The sequence below is a fragment of the Actinomadura sp. GTD37 genome (assembly GCF_041951365.1).
Lineage (GTDB): Bacteria > Actinomycetota > Actinomycetes > Streptosporangiales > Streptosporangiaceae > Spirillospora.
The window spans coordinates 2,616,622-2,639,100 of sequence record NZ_JBGNUS010000001.1 but is presented as its reverse complement, the minus strand read 5'-3'; the positions used below and the strand labels follow the sequence as shown (position 1 = coordinate 2,639,100).

General features: G+C 70.5%; 29 protein-coding genes. 11 read left to right on the top strand and 18 right to left on the bottom strand.

Annotated features, from left to right (window positions below; translation table 11 throughout):
- Genes ACA511_RS12910 through ACA511_RS12890 form a run of 5 tightly spaced genes read left to right on the top strand, consistent with a single transcriptional unit; the run spans position 1 to position 2,556 of the window.
- Positions 1 to 360, top strand: coding sequence for a PadR family transcriptional regulator (locus ACA511_RS12910; protein WP_375024402.1), 360 nt, complete (start codon positions 1 to 3; stop codon positions 358 to 360).
- The gene (locus tag ACA511_RS12905; RefSeq protein ID WP_375024401.1) at positions 357 to 749 is read left to right on the top strand and encodes an endonuclease domain-containing protein; all 393 of its coding nucleotides are present in this window, start codon (positions 357 to 359) and stop codon (positions 747 to 749) included. The genes ACA511_RS12910 and ACA511_RS12905 overlap by 4 nt, the downstream gene beginning before the upstream one ends.
- Positions 746 to 1,789: a tyrosine-type recombinase/integrase gene (locus tag ACA511_RS12900; RefSeq protein WP_375024399.1), complete on the top strand. Its 1,044-nt coding sequence runs from the start codon at positions 746 to 748 to the stop codon at positions 1,787 to 1,789. The genes ACA511_RS12905 and ACA511_RS12900 overlap by 4 nt, the downstream gene beginning before the upstream one ends.
- A gap of 27 nt (positions 1,790 to 1,816) precedes the next feature.
- A complete protein-coding gene (locus ACA511_RS12895; protein ID WP_375024398.1) occupies positions 1,817 to 2,026 on the top strand; it encodes a hypothetical protein in 210 nt (69 codons plus the stop codon).
- A gap of 35 nt (positions 2,027 to 2,061) precedes the next feature.
- Positions 2,062 to 2,556 (top strand): hypothetical protein, encoded by a 495-nt coding sequence (locus tag ACA511_RS12890; protein ID WP_375024397.1) that lies wholly within the window; start codon positions 2,062 to 2,064, stop codon positions 2,554 to 2,556.
- Between the two features lie 177 nt (positions 2,557 to 2,733).
- Here the strand turns inward: ACA511_RS12890 and ACA511_RS12885 are convergent, their stop codons facing one another.
- Positions 2,734 to 2,985: a winged helix-turn-helix domain-containing protein gene (locus ACA511_RS12885; RefSeq protein WP_375024396.1), complete on the bottom strand. Its 252-nt coding sequence runs from the start codon at positions 2,983 to 2,985 to the stop codon at positions 2,734 to 2,736.
- Between the two features lie 309 nt (positions 2,986 to 3,294).
- Between ACA511_RS12885 and ACA511_RS12880 the strand changes: the two genes are divergently transcribed.
- Positions 3,295 to 3,834 (top strand): hypothetical protein, encoded by a 540-nt coding sequence (locus ACA511_RS12880; protein WP_375024395.1) that lies wholly within the window; start codon positions 3,295 to 3,297, stop codon positions 3,832 to 3,834.
- A gap of 59 nt (positions 3,835 to 3,893) precedes the next feature.
- On the opposite strand, the gene ACA511_RS12875 is transcribed toward ACA511_RS12880, so the two are convergent.
- On the bottom strand, positions 3,894 to 5,045 hold the full coding sequence (locus tag ACA511_RS12875; protein WP_375024394.1) for a hypothetical protein: 1,152 nt from the start codon (positions 5,043 to 5,045) through the stop codon (positions 3,894 to 3,896).
- Between the two features lie 407 nt (positions 5,046 to 5,452).
- Between ACA511_RS12875 and ACA511_RS12870 the strand changes: the two genes are divergently transcribed.
- From ACA511_RS12870 to ACA511_RS12850, 5 genes are all read left to right on the top strand, one after another.
- Positions 5,453 to 5,950 (top strand): hypothetical protein, encoded by a 498-nt coding sequence (locus ACA511_RS12870; RefSeq protein WP_375024393.1) that lies wholly within the window; start codon positions 5,453 to 5,455, stop codon positions 5,948 to 5,950.
- Positions 5,951 to 5,956: 6 nt separating this feature from the next.
- Positions 5,957 to 6,763, top strand: a complete 807-nt coding sequence (locus ACA511_RS12865; protein ID WP_375024392.1) for a hypothetical protein — start codon at positions 5,957 to 5,959, stop codon at positions 6,761 to 6,763.
- Complete coding sequence (locus ACA511_RS12860) at positions 6,760 to 7,215, top strand: hypothetical protein (protein ID WP_375024391.1); 456 nt, start codon at positions 6,760 to 6,762, stop codon at positions 7,213 to 7,215. Before ACA511_RS12865 ends, ACA511_RS12860 begins: the two co-directional genes overlap by 4 nt.
- Positions 7,216 to 7,565: 350 nt before the next feature.
- Positions 7,566 to 7,742, top strand: coding sequence for a hypothetical protein (locus ACA511_RS12855; protein ID WP_375024390.1), 177 nt, complete (start codon positions 7,566 to 7,568; stop codon positions 7,740 to 7,742).
- A gap of 31 nt (positions 7,743 to 7,773) precedes the next feature.
- The gene (locus tag ACA511_RS12850) at positions 7,774 to 8,004 is read left to right on the top strand and encodes a hypothetical protein (RefSeq protein ID WP_375024389.1); all 231 of its coding nucleotides are present in this window, start codon (positions 7,774 to 7,776) and stop codon (positions 8,002 to 8,004) included.
- Positions 8,005 to 8,064: 60 nt separating this feature from the next.
- Here ACA511_RS12850 and ACA511_RS12845 read toward each other — a convergent pair whose 3' ends face one another.
- The 16 genes from ACA511_RS12845 to ACA511_RS12770 are packed head-to-tail and all read right to left on the bottom strand — an operon-like array spanning position 8,065 to position 22,350.
- The gene (locus ACA511_RS12845) at positions 8,065 to 8,448 is read right to left on the bottom strand and encodes a hypothetical protein (RefSeq protein WP_375024388.1); all 384 of its coding nucleotides are present in this window, start codon (positions 8,446 to 8,448) and stop codon (positions 8,065 to 8,067) included.
- A gap of 52 nt (positions 8,449 to 8,500) precedes the next feature.
- The gene (locus tag ACA511_RS12840) at positions 8,501 to 8,698 is read right to left on the bottom strand and encodes a hypothetical protein (protein ID WP_375024387.1); all 198 of its coding nucleotides are present in this window, start codon (positions 8,696 to 8,698) and stop codon (positions 8,501 to 8,503) included.
- Positions 8,699 to 8,709: 11 nt separating this feature from the next.
- The gene (locus ACA511_RS12835; RefSeq protein WP_375024386.1) at positions 8,710 to 8,958 is read right to left on the bottom strand and encodes a hypothetical protein; all 249 of its coding nucleotides are present in this window, start codon (positions 8,956 to 8,958) and stop codon (positions 8,710 to 8,712) included.
- A 2-nt stretch (positions 8,959 to 8,960) separates the two neighbouring features.
- Positions 8,961 to 9,170 (bottom strand): hypothetical protein, encoded by a 210-nt coding sequence (locus tag ACA511_RS12830; protein WP_375024385.1) that lies wholly within the window; start codon positions 9,168 to 9,170, stop codon positions 8,961 to 8,963.
- Positions 9,146 to 9,991: a hypothetical protein gene (locus ACA511_RS12825; RefSeq protein WP_375024384.1), complete on the bottom strand. Its 846-nt coding sequence runs from the start codon at positions 9,989 to 9,991 to the stop codon at positions 9,146 to 9,148. The genes ACA511_RS12830 and ACA511_RS12825 overlap by 25 nt, the downstream gene beginning before the upstream one ends.
- Positions 9,988 to 10,899 (bottom strand): N-acetylmuramoyl-L-alanine amidase, encoded by a 912-nt coding sequence (locus ACA511_RS12820; RefSeq protein ID WP_375024383.1) that lies wholly within the window; start codon positions 10,897 to 10,899, stop codon positions 9,988 to 9,990. The genes ACA511_RS12825 and ACA511_RS12820 overlap by 4 nt, the downstream gene beginning before the upstream one ends.
- A 53-nt stretch (positions 10,900 to 10,952) precedes the next feature.
- Positions 10,953 to 11,486 (bottom strand): hypothetical protein, encoded by a 534-nt coding sequence (locus tag ACA511_RS12815; protein ID WP_375024382.1) that lies wholly within the window; start codon positions 11,484 to 11,486, stop codon positions 10,953 to 10,955.
- Complete coding sequence (locus ACA511_RS12810) at positions 11,483 to 11,812, bottom strand: hypothetical protein (RefSeq protein WP_375024381.1); 330 nt, start codon at positions 11,810 to 11,812, stop codon at positions 11,483 to 11,485. The genes ACA511_RS12815 and ACA511_RS12810 overlap by 4 nt, the downstream gene beginning before the upstream one ends.
- A gap of 36 nt (positions 11,813 to 11,848) precedes the next feature.
- Positions 11,849 to 12,142 carry a hypothetical protein gene (locus ACA511_RS12805; protein ID WP_375024380.1) on the bottom strand — a complete coding sequence of 98 codons (294 nt, stop codon included), beginning with the start codon at positions 12,140 to 12,142 and terminating at the stop codon, positions 11,849 to 11,851.
- A 3-nt stretch (positions 12,143 to 12,145) separates the two neighbouring features.
- The gene (locus ACA511_RS12800; RefSeq protein WP_375024379.1) at positions 12,146 to 13,219 is read right to left on the bottom strand and encodes a hypothetical protein; all 1,074 of its coding nucleotides are present in this window, start codon (positions 13,217 to 13,219) and stop codon (positions 12,146 to 12,148) included.
- Positions 13,216 to 14,157: a hypothetical protein gene (locus ACA511_RS12795; RefSeq protein WP_375024378.1), complete on the bottom strand. Its 942-nt coding sequence runs from the start codon at positions 14,155 to 14,157 to the stop codon at positions 13,216 to 13,218. Before ACA511_RS12795 ends, ACA511_RS12800 begins: the two co-directional genes overlap by 4 nt.
- The gene (locus ACA511_RS12790; protein ID WP_375024377.1) at positions 14,157 to 14,654 is read right to left on the bottom strand and encodes a hypothetical protein; all 498 of its coding nucleotides are present in this window, start codon (positions 14,652 to 14,654) and stop codon (positions 14,157 to 14,159) included. The genes ACA511_RS12795 and ACA511_RS12790 overlap by 1 nt, the downstream gene beginning before the upstream one ends.
- A 47-nt stretch (positions 14,655 to 14,701) precedes the next feature.
- Positions 14,702 to 15,610, bottom strand: coding sequence for a hypothetical protein (locus ACA511_RS12785; protein ID WP_375024376.1), 909 nt, complete (start codon positions 15,608 to 15,610; stop codon positions 14,702 to 14,704).
- A gap of 15 nt (positions 15,611 to 15,625) precedes the next feature.
- Positions 15,626 to 16,801, bottom strand: coding sequence for a siphovirus ReqiPepy6 Gp37-like family protein (locus ACA511_RS12780; RefSeq protein WP_375024375.1), 1,176 nt, complete (start codon positions 16,799 to 16,801; stop codon positions 15,626 to 15,628).
- Between the two features lie 6 nt (positions 16,802 to 16,807).
- Positions 16,808 to 17,746: a phage tail domain-containing protein gene (locus ACA511_RS12775; protein ID WP_375024374.1), complete on the bottom strand. Its 939-nt coding sequence runs from the start codon at positions 17,744 to 17,746 to the stop codon at positions 16,808 to 16,810.
- Between the two features lie 11 nt (positions 17,747 to 17,757).
- Complete coding sequence (locus tag ACA511_RS12770) at positions 17,758 to 22,350, bottom strand: NlpC/P60 family protein (RefSeq protein WP_375024373.1); 4,593 nt, start codon at positions 22,348 to 22,350, stop codon at positions 17,758 to 17,760.
- Between the last annotated feature and the right edge of the window lie 129 nt (positions 22,351 to 22,479).

The following is a 22,479-nucleotide window of genomic DNA, read 5'->3' as shown; positions in this document are numbered from 1 at the left end:
ATGACTCCACAGCTGCAGCTCGTCCTTCGGCAGGCGCTCGTCGATGAGGGGCGGGAGTGGTTCGGGCGGGAGATGTCTCTGGTGACCGGGCTGGCGGAGGGGACGGTGTATCAGATGCTGGCGCGGTTGGAGGCGCGCGGTTTCGTGGCGTCGCGTCTGGAGGATCGGGGTGAGCGTGCGCCGGCGCCGGGTTCGCCGCGGCGGTACTTCCGGCTGACCGGGCGCGGCGTGGAGTTGGCGCGGTCGGCGGCTGCGGCCGCGGGTGGTGGTGGTGTGGATCGGACGGCGCCGGTGCCGTGGCCCGAGCCGGGTTCGGTGGACCGCGAGGACCCGAATGGGGTTCTGGAGGCGGTGTCATGACCGAACAAGATCAGAGATCACCTCAGCTTGCCGCCAAACGGTGCTCGAAGTGCAAGACCATCCGGCCGCTAGACATGTTCCCGCCGGACAGACGCCGCAGGAGCGGTCTCGCCTCGGACTGTCACGTCTGCCGCCGCGTCACCACGAGGATTCATCGCCTCGGGCTGGACCCGGCGGTAGCCGCGACGCAGTACCCGGACGATGGCGCCTGCGAGATATGTGGCGTCGAGCCACCGAACCACGGGCTTCACCTTGATCACGATCACGAGACTGGAGCGTTTCGTGGATGGCTGTGCCGGAGCTGTAACCCAGCAGTCGGGCTAGCGGGAGACGACCCGTCTCGACTGCGGGCTATGGCGGACTATCTCGACCGAAAGAACCGGCAATGACCGAAGATCATTACGGAGACCGCATAACTCCGGTTATGGGGGAAGTCGCGATCTTGGACGGGATGCCGCGACCGAGCGGCGTTCGGTCCAACGGCGCACGGCTCACCGTTGCACCGGCAACCATCTCCCCCAACCTTCGTTGGCCCGGCCGCGCCGCGGCCGTCGACACCTGGCTCCGCGCCTACGACTCACCCCACACCCGCAACGCATACCGGACCGACATTCGCCGCTGGCTCGACTGGTGCGACCTCTACGGCGTAGACCCCGCGGATGCTCGCCGCGGCGACGTCGACGCGTACCGCTCTGAACTCCAAGACACCGACCCGCCCCCCGCCGTCCGGACCGTGCGACGCCGCCTCGCCGCGGTCTCCAGCTTCTACCGCTACTGGGTCGCCGAGGGCGGCCTCGACTACAACCCGGCCGCGCACGCACGCCGGCCGAAAGCATCCAGTACCCCCGGCTCCATCGCGCTCACCCTTGCCCAGGCCCGGCAGCTCGTCGACTACGCGGACAGCCTGCCGGACATCCGGCCGAGCCTCGTCATCCGGCTGCTTCTGGAGACCGGCATGCGGGTCTCGGAGCTGTGCGCGGCCGAGGTCACCGATCTCGCGTTGGATTCCGGGCACCGGACTTTGACGATCGTCCGCAAGGGCGGCATCGAGGCGACCACCGTTCTGACTATCCGCACGGCCCAAGCGCTGGAGACCTACCTGCAGGGCCGGGCGGCCGGGCCGCTGCTGGCGACGTCCGGGTGCAAGAAGGACGGCACACCCCAGCCGCTCGATCGTGGGTACGTCCGCAAGCTCGTCCGACGCCTCGCCCGCGAAGCGGGCCTGCCCGCCGAGGTAGTCGAGCGCATGCATCCGCACGTGCTCCGCCACACTGCGGCCACGCTCCTCGATGAGGCGGGGATTCCGATGCAGCGGATCCAACGCCAGCTCGGGCACGCCGACATCCGCCAGACCGAGCTCTACGCCGGCCACCGGCAGGAGCTGGAGGCGTCACCGGTGTATGTGCTCGGTGGCCTTCTAGCTGCTTGACCTCTATCGATACCTCAAGGAGAACCCGTGGAGATCGATCAGCCTGCCAGGGTCGCGAGGATACGGCGTGGCGCCGATGTGGGTGTGGACGCCGAGTTCGTCATCGAGTACACCGTGGACGGCAAGCCGACCGGGCGGGGCTTCGCGCGCGCCGGCGACCTCGACACCTGGTGCCAGCATCTCCGCGAAGGAGGCTGGACCATCCAGGGCAACGAGGGAGAGACCCCGGTAGCGTGACCCGGCAGACGAGCGACAGCAGAGCAGGAGGCCATATGAGACTGCCCAGGTGGGCGCCATGGGTGCAGGAGATCCTCACCGGGTCCCCGGCCATCACACAGGTGCAGAGCTTCGCCGACGCCGGGATCGCCGACCGGCCGTGCGGTCACGTCATCACCCTGCGGACCGGCGCGAACGTCGCCGTGCAGTGGGTGCGCACATCCGCGTCCGGCGGTGAGGACCAGTCGCAGCCGGAGGAGCCCGTCACCAGGGAAGCGCCCGCGCCCGTGACGCTGCCTGAGCTGCCGTCGTCCGGCCGCACGCCGCTGACGCTGGTCGAGGAGCACCTCGCCGCCCTGATCACGAACGGTGGCAGCGCCGAGATCCGCGAGGTCGCGCGGAAGTCGACCCGCCCGGAGCCGGGGCCGCGTCCGTGCGGCATCGCCGTCCACATGCATTCCGGCGCCGACGTATTCGGTGTCTTCCTGCACACCGCGCCGGCCGGCGGTTCATTCTCGGGGGGTGAGTTCCAGCAGAGAGAGGAGGTGTGATCCATGGCCAACTGCCCCGACTGCGGTCAGAGCACGTCTGCTGAGGCGGGTGAGTCGACTCCGGCTCATCAGAAGCCCGGCAGCCGCGAGGCGTGCTCCGGCGCAGGCAAGACGGCCACCTGAGAGAAGCGGCGCCCCCGCCCAGGGGAATTGGGCGGGGGCGTCCGTATGTGCGGGCTATTGGTGGTCTTGTGGTGGGAGGACGTAGGTGCCGCGGCGGGGCAGTGTCTCTACGAGGCCCAGGTCGCGGAGGTGGCGGACGGCGCGGCGGATGGTGGTTCTGGCGGTGCCGGGGAACTCCTGCTGGAGGGTCGTCTCGCTGGGGATGGGCATGCCCGGTCGCAGGTCGCCGTTGTGGATGCGGTGTGTGATCCAGGCGGCTATCTGTTCGTAGGGGTAGAGCCGCGAGGTGCGGTCGATCTCCGGCATGGCGGAAACCGTATGGGTCATGATCGTCTCGCGTTGACGTGCTACGTAGCGATACGTAGCGCTCCTAGATCTGGACGTCTCAGGGATTCGGTCATACGGTTCCGGGGACGCCCAACCTGCTCTCATGGGTGGTCAGGTCCGGGGGGTGCGCGGGTTCGGCCGGGAAGCAGAACCCTGCGCGCCCCCCTTTTTCTCTCGGCTGGCCGGATCGCGCCAGGCGGGTTCGGCCGGTGAACGGCCGGTGAACGGGTCGCGTCTCATGTGCGCCTTGTCGCCCTCCGCCACCGACCGACACACGGGGAGAAGCACATGCGGAAGATCATGATTGTGGTGGCGGTCCTGACCGGCCTGGCGCTCACGGGCTGCGCGGCCGAGACCGGGGTGTCCACCAAGCCCGGCAGCCAAGCTACCTCCAGCGCCGGCGGCGAGGAGACCGGGGATGACGGCGACAACAACGTCACCAAGGTCGGGCAGTGGGCGCGAGCCGATGACGGGGTCGCGTTCCGGGTGGCCACGCTGAGGCGCGGCCGTGTGAGCGATATCGCCTCGGGTGGGCACCCGGGTGATCCGGCGGTGGTGGTGACGGTGCAGATCAAGAACCGTGGGAAGCACCGGGTCGATCTGTCGATGGTGGAGGTGACGGCGCGGCTCGGGAAGAGCGGCGACGAGGCGGAGCGGGTGTTCCAGGACGGGGTCGACGAGGGGCTCACGGGGACGCTGGCGCCGGGGCGGACGGTGTCGGACAAGTACATGTTCGCGGCGGCGAAGGCGTCGGATCTGAAGGTGGTGAGTGTGGAGATCGCGCCCGGTGTCGAGTACGACTCGGCGACGTTCGAGGGCGGCCTCTGACCGCAGGTCGATGTGGACGCCCGCCCTTCACGGGGCGGGCGTTCTCATGTCTGGAGACATCATCGAAGCGAGGCCAGGAGCCGATCGGCATCGGCGACGGCCGGATGCCGGCGTAGAGGACTCCAGCCCGCGCGGATCTGGCCGAGGACCGAATGCACACGCTCGGAGGAAATCCCGGCCAGGTCATCCGACAGGTCCAGCACCGTCCGGGCGGCCTGGTCGGGGTGCCGACGGCGTAGCTGGACGTAGGCGAGGCGGGCGCCGATGAGCGCGCGGGTCCGCCGCTCTATCGTGCGCCGTGACTGCACCGACGCCGCGTAGTGCTCCTCCGCCCCAGCAAGGTCGCCGAGCTGCTGGAAGGTCAGACCTACCTGGTGGGCGAACGACTCGCGCCGGTAGGCTCCGGTGATCTCGGCCTCGGGCAGTGAGTCCGCGCACTCCAAGTCGGCCTCCGCCGCGTGCAGCAGGGACCGGGCGCGGACCCGGTCGCCGGAGGCTGCGGCGAGCGCCTCGGCGCGCATCCCGGTGATCCATGCTCGTGTGCGCGCGGGCGCCCCTGCGCGGATGCCGTCGGCTGCGGCGTCGGCCAGGTCCCGCCCGTTGCGATTGTGTCCGAGTTCGATGGCCTGGACGGCCAGGCCGCGCAGGGCCGTCGCGCGCATCACCGGGGCGGCTGCCTCGTCTGCCAGCCGAACCGACTGGACATACCATCGTTGCGCAATGCCGGCTTTGCCCGCGTCGCTCGCCATGTACGCCGCCAGGTAGGACGCCTCGGCGGCCGCGACGAACAACTCGGGCCGGGCGGCTCCGGTGGTCCCGCGGAGGAGCGGCGCGACGTCGTGTGTGAGGTAGGCGGCGAGCGCGGTGCGGGCGTGCCCGCCGCCGTACAGATCGTCCAAGTCGCCGAAGGCGCGGGTCGTCTCGCGGATGCGGGCGACGTCGGCAGCGCCGGCGCGCCGTGGTTCCCCCGCCCGGCGCGTGATGCGGTGGAGGCGTTCAGGCAGGGCAGCGGCCCCCAAGGAGTACAGGCTGGCCGTGAGCGCTTCGCGCCGGTCGAGCATGTCGTTCCGTCCCAGTTGTGTGATCCAGGTGACGGGGTCACCTCGCCAAGGGTCCTCTGGTGCACTCACCGGTCCGCCCGGCCAGCCGAGGTCGCCGGCGGTGAGAGCGGGCTCGTTCAGCAGGCGCGCGAACGCCTCGACGGCGTACACCCTGGTCGCTGGGACAGGTACCGCACCAACGAGCCACCTACCCAGCGTCGCGGCCGTGCATCGCAAGTCCGCGCCACCCTCGGCCGCCACTTCATTGATCACGGCGGCGATCGATGCGTAAGTGTGCCCGCCGCGTTTGATCGCGGCGTCCAGTGCGGCGTTGCATAAGGCTCGCGTTCGCGGTCGCGGCATCGCCTTTCACCCTCCTAGCTGGGGTTTCGAGACCAGGCTCCCTCCAGCCCGACAGCAAAGCAATACGAAGCAAAACGAGGAATACGAAGCAAAACGGCGCCCCCTGTCGCACACACGAGACGAGGTGTTTCCTTGGCTCAACCCCGCTGCCCCGGGCTGTGGCGCGCACCAGGACCTGCGGGCACCACCCTCAAGTAGCGCGCCTGGAGGTTCCGATGACCATCACCACCGAACGGCCGGCCGTGGCCGTCAAGGACCCCAGGAGCCTGGTCTCCGGGGACCTCTTCGAGCGGCTCGTGACGCGGGTCCGTGAGGAGTACCTGGACGTCGCCCGGTTCTACGCCGAGACGATGGTGGAGCAGATGCTCTGCTTCCTCGCGGCGACCGCCGAGTACGACCCGGCCGACCCGCCCGAGGGCATCGTCCAGGACGGCGAGGACTTCACCCAGCTCACCCCGTCGAAGGAAATCGACCCCGCCCTGCACGCCTTCCTGGACCTCACCGCGGACTACCGGCAAACCTGTATGCGGCTGACCGGCGGCCGGTTCATCGACCACGTCCCGGTCACCAACGCATCCATCACCAGCGGCCGGTCGGTCGCCATCACCGTCCGGGCGCTGCGGCACTACGGCTGGCCGGTGGACGACCGGTTCTGGGCGGTCGGTACGAGCTGCTGCTCGGACGTCTGCCAGGGCCAGATCACCAACCTGTAGGGACACATGACGCGAAGCGACTGGAATGACCTGCCCGCCGAGGTGCTGGAGGCCATCACCCGCACCACCGGGCCGATCCGGGGCGTCCGGTCGGCCGACCTCGGCAACCACGCCGACATCGCCTCGACGGTGGCCGGCGAGCACGGGACTTTGTTCGTGAAGGCCGCGCGCAAGCTCCCCGACAAGGACGGCCCGGAGGTCATGTCGCTTCGCTGGGAAGCGAAGGTGAACCCCTTCCTCGGCGAGTTCGCCCCCCGGCTCCACTGGACGGTGGAGTCCGGGGGGTGGCTCGTCCTGGGGTTCGAGCACGTGCCCGGCCGGCACCCCGACTACGCGCCCGGCTCACCGGACCTGGGCCTGGTCGCCCAGGCGGTACAAGCCCTGCAGAAGACGCCTCTGCCCGCTGTCGTGGACCGCCCGGTCACCATGCGGTGGGAGGGCCTCGGGGACGCGTCGCCGATGGCGGGGACGGCGCTGCTGCACACCGACATCAACGCCGGCAACGTCCTGGTCACCGACCGGCGAGAGGTCCGGTTCGTCGACTGGGCATTCGTCAGCCACGGGGCCCCGTGGGTGGAGATGGGGCAGATGATCCCGTGGCTGCTCGGGGCCGGACACACCCCCGCCTCGGCGGAGGAATGGCTGGGCCAGTTCCCCGCCTGGGCCGCCGCCGACTCCGCATCCATCGACCAGTACGCCCGGCTCCACGTAGCCGTGTGGAGCCGCCGCCACCAGATGGCGTCCGCCGAATGGATCGGCCTCTACCTCGCGGACGTGCGGCGCTGGGCGAAGCACAGAGGAGTACTCGAATGAGTCACGCAGCCCCGGGCTACCCCGAATGCGTCCAGGTGCACCCGGCCGAGACGCTCACCGCGCCGGGCGGCGAGCCGGTCCAAGTCGACTGCGGGATGGTCCCGCTGGTGCGGGCGCTCTGGGCCTGCGGCATGGACACGTTCCAGTGCTGCCAGGACGTCGGCGCGAGCATCTACGGGGGAGGGTGGCACTATCCGGAGCCGCGCAGGGTCCGGTACGCCGCTTTCTGGGACGGGTTCGCGTGGCTGCAGCTGCCGATCGATGACGCCGAGCGGATCATGGCGTCGACTGTGGACATCGCCGCGGGGAACGGCTGGGAGTGCAGCATCCCGATCCGGGCTCAGGGCCGGCGGCCGGGGGCGAACCTCTATTTCCCGGCCAGGCAGATCCCGGCGGTGTTGGGTGTGCTCAGGGGCGGGATGTCGGGCTGCGGTCGCGGAGCCCCTCGGTAGCCTGCCGGTGCGGCGCTGTGGTCGGCGGCCACCCGGACGGTCCGCCGGGGTGGCCGCCGCCGATGTGCTCGGGCGTGTACTGGATGCTCGTGATCCGGTAGGTGGTGCAGGTGCGGCACTGCACGGTGCGGTGGCCGCGGCCTCTCAGTCCGGTGAGGGCCGGTGGGCAGTCGCAGGGGGTCCAGCCGACGAGGACGCGGCCGGGGCGGAGCCGGTGGCCGTAGGGGCAGATTGGGTGCACATCGCCACGTTAGAACATACGTTCTAAGTATGCGAGGGTGGGGGCGGCCCGGCACTTGAACCAGGCATAGCATGTTTTCGCAGGTCGTACCCTATGCACCGTGGGATGGGTGGGGCCTCGCGGCTGGGACGTCGAGCTGATCCGGCTCGACGGCCGGACCGTGTTCCGTGCCCGGCAGCACCGGATGCTCGTGGGCTACTGCGCGAACGTCCGCGCGCTGGAGGTGGTGCTCGCACGGGCGGGGCTCACGACGGCGGACCTGGTCGAGGTGCTCCACGCCGGCTGACCTCGTGGGCCTTCGTGGTTACCGTGGAGCCATGAGCGAGGACGAGCACGCCGGCGAGCAGCAGGTCAGCATCACCCCGCGGATCGTCGTGAACGTTGAGCCGCCGCGCCCGACGGCCGTGCTCGGCGCGCCAGGCGGGATCGGCGTCCACCCGCCGATGGCCGACTCCTACCGCGACGCGCGCTTCCATGCCTGGGTCGACGAGGTGAACGCCAGGTATCTGCAGCGGCAGTACGCGGCCAGGCACATCAACCGGGCATGACGAAACGGCCCCTGCCCCCTCCCGAAGGAGAGAGCAGGGGGCGCCTTCGCGTTGGTCGGGCTACCGCTCGACGCGGCCGCTGATCACCTTCACCTTCGGCACCCGCTCCATGTTCGCGTCCACCGGCGCCGTCACCTTCCCGTACAGCCAGAACGCCAGCAGCGCCGTGATCGCCGCCCCCGTCATCGCGATCCGCTCCTGGCTGACCTCCACCCCAAGCGACACGGCGAGCTGACCGAGCGCACCGATGACGCCGCCGGCCGCCGCAGCGGCCTTCTCCTTGGAGACGGCCCACGCGAGGACGAAGCCCATCACCGCAGTGGCGGCCGCGTTGATGGCGGCCTGCTGGCCCTCGCTGAGGGGCAGGCCCCACCCGGCGGCCAGTTGGATGGCGATGGCCAGGACTGCCAGCCATTGGGCCGGTTCTCTCCCGAACAGCTTCATTGCGACCTCCTTGGGGTCACGACAACTTTGCGCACCCGCGCAAAGTTGCAGGTCAGGGGGAATCTGAAAGGGTTTCTTTCAGGTTCAGGGCAGCGCGGATCTCGCGGGCGGTCTCGCGCTGCTCGCGGCGCTTGGCCTTGCGGGGGTCGGTGACCGCCCCCGAGCAGTCCGGGCTGTGCGCACGGCGCGTCCGGACCCAGCCCTGCCGCGTCCCGGGGCAGCAGCCAGGCGACTCCACCCGGCCCAGCATCCGCGCCATGGTCAGACGCGCGGCGGCCAGGACCAGGTACCCGGCTCCCCGCCCTCGCTGTAGGGAATGTTCATCTCCGGGAACTGACCCTGCTCGCCGGGGGTGAACACGGTCAGGTGGACGTGCATGTCGGAGTCGAGAGGGGCGACGTCACCGCCCGGCACGATGTCCGCCGTCGTGCACGAGACGACGGCGGCGCGGGGGGCGTGGATGCCGTACTTGCCGACGTAGCGGACGATGCGACCCAGGGTCGGCTTCATGTTCACTCCTTCTTGCTAGCTGGCATGAGCCGCGCGACGTCCTCGTCCTCGGCCAGGTCTGCGAGCGCCTCCCGCACCGCCGGATGCGACAGGTCACGATCTCGGAGAACACGGGCGGCGGTGATGATCGAATCGATCAGCCCAACCGTTACGCCCGCCGGCGAGCGGCAGTCGAGCGGCTGCTCGGCTACGGGAGGTTGTGGCGTCGCCACCAGATCTCCACCTCCGCCCACCACCGCTGAAACAGCGACAGCAGGTCGTCCAGCGGACTGTCCGCCTCCGGCTCGGGCTCCGGGGCCGGGGCCGGCTGATCGAGCGGCACGAACACCGTCACGTCCCCGTCATCGCCGAGCAGCCGCGCGAACGTCTCCCACGACCACCACGCCCGTCCACCGATCCCCCACCCGAGGCCCCACGAGTTCGTGAACCACACCCGCTCGCGCTCGCGGTCGAGCTCGTCTAGGACCACCTCGTGGCCACCCCGGATGGACGCGCCTCTCACGATCCGGGCCTGCCCGTCCGGCTCAGGCTCATCGAAGCTCGACCACCAGGTGATGCCCGCGATGACCGGGCGCTCGGCGAGAGCGGTCAACGCCGCCTCCACCCCGAACGCGTGCCGGTATCCGCTGATCAGCCTCGCCCGCTGGCAGGCTTTCGCCACCGACAGGCCGTTGGACCCGGTGTCCTCCGGAGGCCACTCGCCGGCGAACTCGTCCAACCGGGTCGCCGCCGCGTACAACGCGACCGCCTGCTCGTGATCGGCGACCTCATCCCCGGTCGGGCGGGCCGCGACGGTGAGAGGGATCGGGCCGAGCAGGTCACCCGACCCCAGCGCGCCCTCCGCCGCGTGGCCCGTGCACGACCCCAGCGACCCCTGATCCAGGACCGGGATGTACCGGAAGTGCCGCACGCTCTGCAGGGCGGCCGGGTCCACGGCCGCGACCGGATACCGCCGCGACCGCGGATCGTGCAGGACATGCCGGCCGAGGGGCTTGCCCTCGACCACATGCTCGGAAAGGCGGACGAACCTCACGCAGTCCCCCACGCCAGGGCCTTGGCGGACCCGTCCGTGACCTTCGCAGGCGTGGTGCCGTACTGGGCCACCTGGAACCGGACCCGGTAGCCCTTGCGGACCGTGTCCGCCGCGACGTTGTAGTGCAGGAACGTCGCACCCTTGGAAGCGGCGTACTCCGCGATCGGCCCAGTCTCGACCTTGCCGCCCTCCTCCGCCACCTCCACCACGCGGGCCTGCAGCTCGGTGCCGACCGCCAGGCCCTCGACCCGCACGTTCGCGGTCAGGTTGTAGCGGGCCGGCCCGACGATGAGGGACGGGCCGCCCTTGTCCCAGTGGTGGTGTGCGGAGTCGGAGAACTCCTTGCCCCAGTTGATCGTGACCCACTCGCCGGGCGGGAGGTCCTGGCTCTCGCTCATCCCGACGGAGACGTAGTCCGGCATGTCGTCCTCCTGCTCATCGACGTTGTCTGTGGGCATTCCGGCGTGGACCCAGTTCCACAGCTGGTCGCCGGGGCAGCTGGTCTCGTAGACGTCGCGGTGCCCGAGCTTGGCGAGGGAGCGGCCGGCGCGGCGGCATGCCTCGTCGTAGATCGCCCGGATGGAACGCTCGGCGGCGGGGGTGGCGTCGCCGTCCCGGCCGATCATGCAGATGCCGATGCCCGAGCTGTTGTGGTCGGGTGCGTGGGCGCCCACCGTGAGCCAGCCGCGGCCCTCGTAGATGCGGCCCTGGACGTCGACGAGGAAGTTGTAGCCGACATCGGACCAGCGTCGATCCGGGCCCATGTGGAAGTCCTGGATGGACCTGACGGTCTGCGTGGTGGGGCCTTCGGAGTAGTGGACGACCACCTCCCGCCGGTCGCCCCAGGTGACCGTTGAGCGGGCCCGCGGCGCCCGGGCGCCCCACTCGGCGCGGCTGATGATGTTCATGTCGGCATCTCCCTCTTCGGCGCGCTGGGGTGCTGCTGCGATGGGCACGGATATCAGCCCTCTGGTGGTGTGGTGGTGCAGGCCCATGGCCCGATCGGCGGCGTGGGCGGGGTGCAGTACACCGTCGGCGGCGCCGAGCCCGGCTCTCCCTGCTGCCCCGGCTCGCCGCGCGGACCGCGTTCCCCCGGATCGCCTTTCGGGCCCGACGGCCCGACCGGCCCCGGGGACCCGGGTGCGCCGTCCTGTCCGGGGCCACCAGGCGCACCGGACGGACCGGCCTTCCCCGGCGCGCCCGCCTGACCGGACGGCCCCGCGGATCCGGGGCCGCCAGGAGCCCCCGGCGCACCGCTCGCGCCCGGCCGACCCTGCTCGCCCTGCTCACCGGCCGGGCCTGGCTTGGGGGACGGCTCCGGCGACACGTTCGGCACGCCGCCGAGCTGGCGAACCTGATCGGACAGCGCGGCGCGGTCACGCTCCAGCCCGGCCAGCCGCTGCCCCTGCACGTACAGGACCGCCACGATCCCGGTGAGCACCACGGCGATCGTCAGCGCCCACATGAAGGGAGGACCGTAGATGCGGCGGGTCACGGCGCAGCCCCCTTGGTGCGCATCATGATCTGCAGCAGCACCAGACCCAGCGGTGCCAGCACGCTGGTGAAAAGAGCCATCAAGATGAGCCGCCGGTCCGCGCTGCGCTGCCGCTGATCCGCGTCCATCCGGGCGTTGACGTCGGCGATGTCCTTGGCCAGCTCGTCGTGCTCGCGGCGGCTGGCCTCCAGGTGCGCCTGCCACAGCGCGAGCGGGACCGTGGTGTCCAACCGTTGATTGAGCGCGTGATGCCGCTCGCGCAGGTCCAGGCGTATGTCCTCGATAGATCGGCGCAGCTCACCAGGCGTGGGGGGCTCATCGGTCATCTACACCGCCCTTCACCCGGGTGTCCTTCGCCCAGCTCATGTGAGTCGTCCGCCCCGCACGGCGTAGAGGGTGAGCGGGCGGAGCCGACCATCCCTGGCGAGCCACCAGCTGGTGGCGGGCGAGTCCGCTGGCCGGGCGCCGGTCAGGTAGATCTCCGAGATCCGTGTCCGGGCCTGCGTGACCAGCGGTCCGGTCAAGGACACGGCGGCGATCCGGGACTGGGCTTGGCTCGCTGCCGCACCGGTCAGGGACACGGCTGCAATCCGCGTGGTCGCTTGCGACGGCGCCTCGCCGGACAGGGTGATGGCCGCGATCTGCGTGGTGGCCATCGGCTACGCCGTCGTCTGCGTGACGCGCACGCGCAGGTCTGACCAGTCCGTGATCGCCGCCAGATCGGCGGCGGGGACCGTGACGGGCACGTCGGTCAGGCTGGACCGGACGGTGGTGTCGCTGTGCGTGGAGATCAGGGTCGCCCCCTGCCGCAGCTCGATGACTCGCGTCACCGACGCGGCCGAGGTGTCCCGGCACCGGACGGTGAGGGTCATGTCCTCGCCGGCCCCGGGGGGGACGACCCGGCCGAGCGCCCATTCGCCGACGAGCGCGGTCGGGCCGGTGCCGGTCTCCAGGTAGGAGGAGTCGCGGCCGTCGGACAGGTTGCTGGCTTGCGGCTGTCCGCTGGCCAGCGCGGGGGAAGCGGTCCACCCGGCCGTGGTGATATCCGAGATGGGGTGCACGGTCTGTGTGCCGGTCGCCGGGGCCAAGGCCAGGGTGAAGAGCGCGGTGTTGTTGCTGGCCACGTCGGCGGTCCACACGTGTCCGCCGATGGTCGTGCCGGACGACTTGGCCGCCCCCGAGTCCCCGATGACCGCCTCACGCTGCGACTGCCCGGACGTCGCGCCGGACAAACCAGTCTTCCGGGCGGCGAACCCGCCCGGCGGCGTCCACGTCGTGATCGGGTTCCCGTTCGGGCTCTTGCTGCAGACGATCTCCACTTCCCAGCAGCCGGCGATGGTTGTGGTGATCGTGCCGGGGGTGGTGTGGGTCGTCGACGTGGCGGTGTCCGACGTGGACGCGATCTGGTGGATCGGGTCACCGGGATCGGTGCCGCTCCAGACGACGAGGGTCGCGATGCCGCGTGACGGCACGGCCGCCGTCAGCAGTGTGACCGTGGTGCCGGCGTCGTCCGGACCGGCGACCCTGCTATACACGTAGGCCTTGTTGTTGCCGTCCTGGGTCGTGATCTTTTTGCGGAGCGCCCAGCCTGCGCCGGGGTCGACGTCAGCGGCGACGTCCACGGCGAGGATCATCCCGTCGCCGCCGACGACGGTCGACGGGATCGTTACCGCGAGGTCTCCGCCGATCGCGGCGAGGATCCCGACCGCGCCGTCCCTGTAGGCGATGCTCACGTGAGAGCCCTCCCTTGTTGAGCGACCGTGCGCCATGCGTCACGGCCGGCGGCGTCCAGGCTCCACGCGCCCGTGGCCGGGTCGTCGGAGTCCCAATAAAGGATCATGTCGAATTCGCTCGTGTTCTTGGCCCATTCGACCGACGCGATAATCTCTCTCGGCCGCGCGGTCGGGTCATTCGGGTCGACCACACGCCCGAACTCCGGGATCAGCAGCGGGCGGCCACGGCCCCGGAAATGCGAATACCAGCGCTGGAAATTGTCCGCCGTCGCCAGGGTCGTCCGCCCGGATGACGCCTTGGCGTTGTAGGTGTCGACGCCGTAGAAATCGGCTGATTCGGGTGGGACCTTCCAGGCATCGGCGTCGTAGCGGACCGCCCCGGGGCCGCCCGTCACCGGCGCGCCGGACTTCCAGGCGCTACCGAGATGCACCGGTCCGCACAACACCTTGGCGTTGGCGGCTTTCACGAGACCGTAGAACCGTACGAACATTTCCACGAACTGCTCGGCGCCGCCGGAGAAGGCTGGGCTCGACGGGGCAGGCTGGAAAGCAGGCGTGTCATTTTCCGGCTCATGCCAGATCGTCAAAAACCAGTCGCGGTCAGTGGGCCCGGACGCCGCCAATGCCGTGATCTGGGCGTCCCAGTCACCGGCGATGACCTCGGCCGGATCGGCCTTCACGCTGAGGAAAGTCGTCCAGGGATTACCGACGTCACCGGCCGAGGAACTCGACGCAAAACTGGCGGGAATGTTGGCGTTGAATTGGCGTCGAATGGTGAGCGGACCGTAGGCGGCGTTCGCCGCGGCGAAGGACCCGGCGGACGAGTCCGGGTGACCCACGTACGCGCCGACCAGCAGCCGCTCCGACGGAGGCTGAGTCACCCGCCTCGTGTAAGGGATCAGGTCGCCGGCTCGGGCGGCATAGAGCTGCAGCGGCATCAGGCCGATCCCCAGTACATGTCGAGCCCGTCGACCATCCCCGTGCCCCCGATCACCGGAGGCGAGGGTGTCTCCGGGAGGGTGTCGACCCAGATCGTCCACCTTGACGTCGCCGGCCGGTCCGGCCATACCCCCGTCGCGGGGTCCCGCCGCACCCATGCCGGGGCGCTATCGAAGTCCGAGGTCTCGGCCTCCAGCGTCGCGACCCGGGACGTGAGGTTCGAGACTTCCGACCCGAGATCGGTCGCGATCATCTTGTACCGGGTCGTGCCCCCGACAGGCTCCGCCCACATCGCCGTCACCGAGTCGGGGCCCTGGAACTCGGGGATGGTACCGACAGGGAGGAGCCCGGTTCCGTCCGCGCTGGTGATGGAGGTGACGGTGGCGCCGCCGCCGTCGAGGAGATCGGTGTACGGGAGCCCGCCGCTCTTGGCCGACCAGAAGGTGAGGGTGACGTCGCCGGCGGCGATGACCTCGCCACCGGACCCGATGTTCATCGTCCAGTCCGTCGGGGTCTGTCCGAAGGTGTGCCGCGCCATCGTCCTCAGCCCTTCAGCCAGGTACCGGACGCCTGCACGGTGCGGCCGCCCGGAATGTCATCGGTCAGCGGATAGACCCGCACTTCGCCGTTGGTCTCGACCCGCAGCATCACCGGGGACCGCGTGTGGTAGCCGCTCACCCACTCCGTCACGGTTGGCCAGAACGCCTCCGGCAGCATGAACACCCGCGAGCCGTCATCGCTGGTCGGCAGGGTCAGGCCGTTCTGCCTCTTGATCGAGATCCGCATATGCACCACGCCGTTCCGCAGCCGGATCCGGTTGGTGACGTTGGCCGTCCAGGCGCCTGCGTCGCCGCCGTTCATGGGCAGCGACACCCAGCCGGTGTCCTCGTAGGCGGTGGGCCAGCCCGTGCCGTCGTAGAAGATGACGCGGCCGGTGTCGGCCTCGTAGGCGTGCTGCCCGAGGGTCGGGTTGCGGGGCCGCGCGGTCGAGGTGCACGGCCGCACGGTGGAGCCGCGCCACGGCCGCCAGTCGATCAGGTTCTGGATGGTGCCGGCGGGAGTCTTCTGCCACGAGGCGAGCGGCTCGTCCCAGACACCGGTGTCGTTCTGGGTGAGCGCGGTCCCTTCGAGGGTGCGGGCGTACACGCCGGGGGTGTGGGAGTCGTCGTAGGTGAGGACGGCCCAGTCGGCCCGGTTGGAGCCGGTGCCGTTGGCTGAGACGGCGATGTTCTTCGGCCCGCCCGACAGCTCGTACAGTGCGCCCTGGATCACCGCGCGGCCGTTGGCGATGTTGATGCTGGTGCCGCCGGACGCGGTGACCTGCAGCGCAGTCGACCCGTAGGACGCGTCCACCAGGCCCGCACCAGTCGCGGGACGGTTCCGTTTGCGGAACTCCAGCGCCGTGGCGATGGGCGTTGCGTCGAAGGGCTTCGCCACCTCAGTGACAGCCAAGGCCCTCCCCCTCTCTCATTGCTTGGCCTGCAGGGCTTGGACCTTCTTCGTCACGTCCGCGAGGAACCGGATCATGCGGCTGGTGCCGGTCATCGAGGCGGTGCCCACGTCGCTCTTGGTGGTGGCGCCTTCGGTCGCGGTCCAGCCGATGGTGACGCCTCGCAGGACGTCGGTGACGTCCTCGGCCGTGACCCGGTCGCCGAGGTTGTAGTGCTTGGCGAAGGCAAGGTTGGGGGTGTCGATCGCCTCGATCGTGAGGCCGCTGATGGGCCCGTTGGTGACGAGCTGTTCGGCGCCTGCCTGATCCATCTCGTCCGTACTGCCGGCGCCGGACTGGTCGACGAAGACCTCGTTGCGGATGCTCCAGTCGGCTATCGCGTCGGGATCAGTGATCTCGCGGAAGGTTCTGGCCGTGCCTTCGCCGGAGCCGCCGACGATCGCGACGGACGCTTTGGGGGCTTCCTCGGTGTACTCGTAGTTCGCGAGGTTGCCGAGGTCGATGCCGAACCGCGCGTCCGCGGACTTGTCGGTGGGGACGTAGATCTGGAACTCCAGGTTCCCGTCGGTGTTGAACCTGATTCGCCAGCCCAGGCCGGCGGCCTCGGCGAGCGGGCCGATGATGTCGGGGAGCGGGTTCATTCGCGCGGATCCGATGACGGTGGCGCCGCGCCCGGCGTCGGTCTCGATGACCAGGCCCGCGGTGCGGCGGGCGACGAGGGCGCCGGGGCCGGCGTTGAGGTTGACGTAGTCCTTGATGACGGTCTCGCCCGGCCCGGTGCGGCGGTCGTACTCGGCACCGGTCTGCCCGCCGGTCGGCGGGGTCGTGGTCGCCGACTGGCCGGGGACCTGGTAGGCGAGGCGGTCAGCGAGGACCTGTTCGGCGGACGGACCGTAGAACGTCCTGGTGCCGGCGAACGGCTCGGAGTCGGAGCGGGCCAGCTTGCGGCCGCGGACCTGACCGGTGAAGACGTCGTCGCCGTCGGGCGTGTAGACGGAGATCCAGCCGCCCTTGACGAACAGGGCCTCCTGCGCCGACCCGGCCGGGAGGTTCATGGTCCAGCCGCCGACCCCGTTGAACACCGGGGTGAGCTCCAACGAGGTGAGGCGGTCGATCTGCCCGACCCTGGCCCGGCCTGCGTCGCGGGCCTCGATCACGTACGGGGGTGTCGCGACCGGCGGCGGACTCACCATCGAAGGTCAGTCGCTCTCGTAGCGGGGCTTGTAGGTCATGGACGCCCGGGTGTCCTCGGTCGACCCGGTCACCTCGATGGCGAGGTTGTTGCGGCCGGGCAGGAGGGGCCAGAGGGAGTAGCCGCCGCTCAGCGCGGACCAGCGGTTGGTTCCGGCCTGGTCGACCACGCTGGTTCGCCCGGGGCGGGTGTCGATGGTGATCGTGTCGGACGTGGTCGCGGCGGTGTGCGTCAGCGTCAGCGACTTCCCCGACGAGGTGTTGGTGAGCTGGATCTCGGTGAACGGCCCGGAGAAGGTCCACAGCGGGTAGGCGTCGACGTCGCCGAGGTTGTCCACGGTCGAGTCGCCGAGGATCCTGCTCGCGGAGACGACCTCGTAGAAGCCGTCGGCGCCGGGGATGGGGAGTTCGGTGCGGGACACGTCGGCTGATCCCCACGCGAGGGGGACGGACGGCCCGTACAGGTAGGGGTCGTCGGCGACGAAGGTGAGGCCGTAGGTCATCAGGAGGACGCCCCACGGCCCTTTACCCTCTTCGCCCTCCATGCCGGACACGTACCGGGCGTCGATCGAGCGGTAGGTGTTGTCGGGCTGCCGGGACACGATCGTGCACTCGCCGCGCTTCGGGGAGATCGCGGCGATCAGGGAGCGGCGCGCGGCCAACAGGTCGGCGCGGGTGTCGCCGATGATGACGATTGGGATGAACAGCTCCCGCACCGTCGCGCGGACACCTCGCCAGAACGCGCCGTCCACCGCCGGGGACTCGTCCCTGTAGTGCGTGTAGCTCGGCGCGTGGAACCCCTTACGGCCCGGCGTCCGCCACATGCCGTTCGTGCCGTCCAGTGGCCACTCGCGCCCGGACGGGTCGACGATGATGGTGACCGCCGTGACCACGGTCCCGACCGGCGGCCGGACGACCGGCGGTGCGCCTGGCGAATAGAGCGGCATCTACCCTCCCCTTACCAGCCGCCGCCGTGCATGATGAGCGCCTTGTCCAGCGAGCTGGTGATCTGCTGGTCGGAGGGGATGCCGGGCAGGGCGTGGTTGTGGACCTCGATCGGCCGCTGCGGCTCCGCTCCCCGCTGCGCGAGGCGGATCAGCGCCGACCACTGCTCGTCGGTCGTCACCCGTTCGGGGCGCCCGGTCCGGTTGAACATCCCCGGCGGCAGCAGGCCACCGCTATCGAAGGTGAGGGGGCGCAGTTGCGGCCCGTACCCGCGCACCACCCCGCCCGGGTCGCCGGCGAGCCCGAGCCATTTCGCGGCCGGGTTGCGGCCCTTGAGGAACTGCTCTCCCAGGCCCTTGACCAGCGCGCCGCCGGAGGCCATGCCGGGCGGCCAGCCCCACCACGGCGTCGACCGGGTCAGAGGATGCTCGCTGATGCGGGTGCCGGTCCGCTGCGCTTCGACGACCCATGTCTTGCCGCCCTGCACGCGGGACGCCATGTAGGTGTGCCCCGAGTGCGGCTGCCCGACGGCGCCGGGGCGGGGGCCGGGGATGGTCTTGAGGAACTTGCGTTGGGTGTAGGTGGTGCGGGTGATCTGCTTCTTCGCGCCGTGGCTCCATGCGCCCTGGGTGAGGCCGGAGCAGTCCAGGCCGTGATTCCAGTTCGTGCCGCCCCACACGTACGGGACGCCGATCTGTGTGCGTGCGGCCTTGACGACGCCTTGAGCGCCGCCGCCTCCGCCGAACCCCTTCTTGAACGCGTCGATCATGCCCTTGGCGGCTTCCCACGCCGCGCCCAGCAGGCGCTTGGGGACGGCGGCGATCGCGGTGCCCCACGGCGAGGTGGCCAGGTGCTGGGCGCCCGGCACCATTTTCGCGGCGGTCTGGTCGAACAGCTTCTTCGGATCGTCGAGGAGCGCGAGGCCCATCTTCCCGATGTCGGTGACCTTCGACGCGCCCTTCTTGATGCCCTTCCAGACCGAGCCCAGGAGCCCGCCGCCCTCCAGCATCTGCAGCTTGGACCCGGCCGCGGCCCACAAGGCTTGGGCTCGGGACCGGTGCGCGGGGTCTGTGGGGATGACGAACTCGGGGTGTGTCGTGTCTCCTTCGCCGACGATCGCCGTCGCCTTGGAGTACTTCCCGCCGGCTCCGACCCGCTGCGGGTTGTTGAGGGTGCCACCGGCGGCGAGCGCGGGGATTTTCCCGAGTTGCAGTCCCTTGAGGTGGAGCCAGCCGGTGACGGTGTTCCAGAGCCCGCGGATGCCCTTGTTGTAGACCGTGTTGATCACGAAGTTCACGGGTGCCTTTGTGACTCCGCGAATGCGGTCCCAGGTGCGGCCGATGGCGGTTACCGCGTTGGAGAAGGAATTGCGGACTGCGGTCATTCCTCGGTGGATTCCGGACTGGACGGCGTTGATCATGCCGGTCGTGATGCTCTTGATCTTGCTCCAGTGTTTGGTGACCAGCGCGACCGCCAGGCCGATCGGGCCGCCCAAGATCGACAGCAGGAGCCGCCAGTGCGACTTCACCCAATTGATCACAAACGTTGCCGCCACAACTACCGCGCCTTTTATTTGCGACCAGTATTTGGTAATGAGCGCTATCGCAATCCCGAACGGCCCAAGCAGGATTGGCAGCAGAAGCCGCCAGTGCGACTTCACGAAATTGACCACGAATGAGACCGCGGTTTGCAGCCAGGAGAAGACGGCCTGGACGCCTGTGCGGAACCAGCCGATCTTGTTGTAGGCGAGCACGAACGCGGCGATCAACCCGGCGACCGCCAGGACGACCAGGCCGATGGGGTTCGCGCTGAGCGCGGTGTTGAGGAGCCACTGCACCGCAGTCCAGGTGACCGTCGCGACCTTCACCACCCCGGCCGCCACGGCGGAGGCGATCGCGGCCGCGCGCTGGCGAAGGTTCGCGATCGCGCCTGCCGTGGCGGCGCGGGCATTGGCCAGGTGCGCGGCGGCCGCGGCACGCAGCGCTGCCGCCTGCACCGACAGCCAGTTCCCCGCTGCCGCGGCCTTCGCCCGCAGGTTCGCCGCCGCGTTGGTGGCCGCGGCGCGGGCATCCGCCAGCTTCGCCGCCGCGGCGGCGCGGAACGACGAGGCCTGCGTCTTCAGCCAGTTCCCCGCAGCGGCGGCCTTCGCGCGGGCGTTCGCGCGCGCGGTCGACAGGGTCGCCGCGGCCGAGGCGCGGGCGGCCGAGGCCTGCTGCCGCCACCGCTGCAACTGGGAGCGGAGCGCTGCACCGAGGGTCGTGGACCGGGACGCCCCGTCCTCGAACGCCCGGTTCACGTTGCGGAACCCGCCGACGAACCCGGCCGCCGCGCCCGCCCCCGTACGGAGCGCGCCGACCGTCCCCGAGATGGCGGTGCTCGCGGTTCTGGCTGCCGCGATCCCGAGCATCGCGACCTTGACCGCCACCAGCGCCACCGCGATCGCCTGGATCTGCCCCGGGCTGAGGCCCTGCACGGCGATGGCGAACAGCCGGATCGTGGACAGCGCCCCCAGCCCGGCAGTCCCGGCCAGCGGCGCCAACGCGACCACCAGGTGCTGGATCGCGGCCGAGACCTCCTTCAGGGTGGACAGGACCTGGGGGCCGGAGGTCTTGGCGTACTCGATGAAGTTCTTGAACCCCTCGGAGCCGCCGCCGGAGAAGTTGGTCTTGGACCACTCGGCGAACTTGGCGGTGAACTTCTCCAGGTAGGCCAAGGCGACGGGGGCGTAGGGGAGGAACGCCTGGAAGATCCGGCCGATCCCGACCGCCACGTTGATCGTCGAATTGCCGAGAGATTCGGTCGCGGGCCCGGACAGGGCGGCGAGCTGCTTCTTGAACCCGGCGAACTCCTTGCCCTTCGCGCCCTTGCTGACGCGGTCGAGGAGCTTGTCGAACCCGGACGCGGCGCCCTCAACGAACGGCGTCAAGCTGGGGAGTTGGGACTTGAGGATGCCGATGCCCTTGGAGAACAGCGGCAGGACGGTGGGCTCCATGGACCGCTGCCACTTGTCGAAGGTGGCGGTGAGGTCCTCCCAGTCGGCCTTCAGCTTCCGCTCGGCCGGCGACAGGTCCGCCATCGCGGCGGCGAGTGCGGCGTTCCCCGCCGCGCCCTGAAGGCTGGCCTGGGTGAGCGCGCGGCGGGCGGAGGTGACCGCGTCGGCGGACTGCGCGTCCGTCCTGGCGACGTTCGCCCGCGCCTGGCTGAGAGCGCGTTCGCTGCTGGCGACCTGGAGGTTCGCCGACCGGAGCGCCTCCCGCGCCGCCCGCACCTGCTCCGACCCGGAGACGCCAGCCTTGGCGGCCTTCCGGGAGTCGGCTTCCAGGCGCTTCTGTGCGAGCTGCTGCTCGCGGAGCTGCTGGATCGCCTGCTCGTACTGGAGCTGAGCTTCCTTGCGTTCGAGGGTGTGTTCGGTGCGTTGGGTCTGCGCGGACTTGACCGCCTGCTGAGCGGAGGAAACCGCCTGCTTGGCGGCCTCCTTCGCCGCGTCGGCGGCGGCCGGATCGGCGAGGACCTTCCGCGCGGCGGCCTCGGCGTCGGCGAGCCCGGCCTGAGCCTGCGCGACCGACGCATCGTCTTGGCGCGCCGACGTGAGTTTCTGCAGCGCGATCCGCGCCCGGTCGACCGCGAGTTCGTCCTGCCGGATCGCCAGGCGCCCCGAGATCAGCTGGTTCTGCTGATCCTGCAACGCGCGGGCCGCCTCTTGCCGCGCCCGCGTCAGGTCGAGTTGCGCGCCGATCGCCGACCGCTGCGCCTGCGACAGGGAGATCTCCGCAGTCCGGACCCCCTCCAGTGCCTGCTTGTGCGCGAACCCCGCATTCCTGACAGCGGACGCGAGGGCCTGCTGCGCACCGGCCAGCGCGAGCGCCCGCCCCTGCGACTGGACGGCGGCCTGCCCCGACTGGAGTTGCGCGGCCTTCTCCTGCGCGATCGCCTCCGCGATCCGGCCGAACGCCGGGACGGCGACGGCCTGCAGTCCGAGCACCCCGACCCCGGCGGCCGCGGCCGCGCCGGCGAGACCGGTCAGCCCAACGATCGCGGTGGCGCCGACCGGGATAGCCGCCAGGGACAGGAGCCCGATCCCGAGCTGCTGGATCGCCGCGAGGGCGGGCCCGGCGTTGATGTTGATCGGTGGGATGGCGGAGGCAGCGGAGGTGAACCCGGTCGAGAACTGCTGCCCGGACTCGCGGCCGCTCGCTCCGCTCTCGGAGACGTACCGGCCGAGGGCGTCGTGGAGGCGGCCGCGTGCGTCGCGGGTGAAACCTGCCCCGAACTGCTGCCCGAACTGCTGCCCCGACTCCCGCCCGCGGGCGGCGGACTCCGACACGTACCGGCCGAGCGAGTCACGGAGGATGCCGCTGGCGTCCCGGGTGAACCCGGCCCCGAACTGGCGGCCGGCGTTGCCGCCGGCGCCGGACCAGTCGCTGCCTCCGCCCAGGCTCCGCGACAGTGCGCGGCCCGCGCTGCGCAGCAGCCCCGAACCCAGGAACCCGCGGGTGAAGGTGTCGCCGGCCTCACGGCCCGCGCCCCCGAACTCGCGGTTGACGTCGCGGCGGACTCCATCGGTGCGGGCGCGCACCCGGACGAACGCTTCGGCGAGGGGAGCCAAGCAGCCACCCCCTCACCCGTGGTCGATCCCGGGGATGGCCGGGTCAGCGGAGACGGTGGAGGTTGGCGACTGCCGCCCGTACGCGCTTGTGCGCTTCGGCATCGGCTGGGTCGAGGGGTGCGGCGAGGA

Bases quoted from the DNA above. Each gene is read 5' to 3' on its own strand.
- ACA511_RS12910 (WP_375024402.1), top strand. From the start codon at position 1: ATGACTCCACAGCTGCAGCTCGTCCTTCGGCAGGCGCTCGTCGATGAG.
- ACA511_RS12905 (WP_375024401.1), top strand. From the start codon at position 357: ATGACCGAACAAGATCAGAGATCACCTCAGCTTGCCGCCAAACGGTGC.
- ACA511_RS12900 (WP_375024399.1), top strand. From the start codon at position 746: ATGACCGAAGATCATTACGGAGACCGCATAACTCCGGTTATGGGGGAA.
- ACA511_RS12890 (WP_375024397.1), top strand. From the start codon at position 2,062: ATGAGACTGCCCAGGTGGGCGCCATGGGTGCAGGAGATCCTCACCGGG.
- ACA511_RS12885 (WP_375024396.1), bottom strand. From the start codon at position 2,985: ATGCCGGAGATCGACCGCACCTCGCGGCTCTACCCCTACGAACAGATA.
- ACA511_RS12880 (WP_375024395.1), top strand. From the start codon at position 3,295: ATGCGGAAGATCATGATTGTGGTGGCGGTCCTGACCGGCCTGGCGCTC.
- ACA511_RS12870 (WP_375024393.1), top strand. From the start codon at position 5,453: ATGACCATCACCACCGAACGGCCGGCCGTGGCCGTCAAGGACCCCAGG.
- ACA511_RS12865 (WP_375024392.1), top strand. From the start codon at position 5,957: ATGACGCGAAGCGACTGGAATGACCTGCCCGCCGAGGTGCTGGAGGCC.
- ACA511_RS12860 (WP_375024391.1), top strand. From the start codon at position 6,760: ATGAGTCACGCAGCCCCGGGCTACCCCGAATGCGTCCAGGTGCACCCG.
- ACA511_RS12850 (WP_375024389.1), top strand. From the start codon at position 7,774: ATGAGCGAGGACGAGCACGCCGGCGAGCAGCAGGTCAGCATCACCCCG.
- ACA511_RS12845 (WP_375024388.1), bottom strand. From the start codon at position 8,448: ATGAAGCTGTTCGGGAGAGAACCGGCCCAATGGCTGGCAGTCCTGGCC.
- ACA511_RS12840 (WP_375024387.1), bottom strand. From the start codon at position 8,698: ATGCTGGGCCGGGTGGAGTCGCCTGGCTGCTGCCCCGGGACGCGGCAG.
- ACA511_RS12835 (WP_375024386.1), bottom strand. From the start codon at position 8,958: ATGAAGCCGACCCTGGGTCGCATCGTCCGCTACGTCGGCAAGTACGGC.
- ACA511_RS12820 (WP_375024383.1), bottom strand. From the start codon at position 10,899: ATGAACATCATCAGCCGCGCCGAGTGGGGCGCCCGGGCGCCGCGGGCC.
- ACA511_RS12810 (WP_375024381.1), bottom strand. From the start codon at position 11,812: ATGACCGATGAGCCCCCCACGCCTGGTGAGCTGCGCCGATCTATCGAG.
- ACA511_RS12805 (WP_375024380.1), bottom strand. From the start codon at position 12,142: ATGGCCACCACGCAGATCGCGGCCATCACCCTGTCCGGCGAGGCGCCG.
- ACA511_RS12795 (WP_375024378.1), bottom strand. From the start codon at position 14,157: ATGCCGCTGCAGCTCTATGCCGCCCGAGCCGGCGACCTGATCCCTTAC.
- ACA511_RS12790 (WP_375024377.1), bottom strand. From the start codon at position 14,654: ATGAACATCGGGTCCGGTGGCGAGGTCATCGCCGCCGGCGACGTCACC.
- ACA511_RS12780 (WP_375024375.1), bottom strand. From the start codon at position 16,801: ATGGTGAGTCCGCCGCCGGTCGCGACACCCCCGTACGTGATCGAGGCC.
- ACA511_RS12775 (WP_375024374.1), bottom strand. From the start codon at position 17,746: ATGCCGCTCTATTCGCCAGGCGCACCGCCGGTCGTCCGGCCGCCGGTC.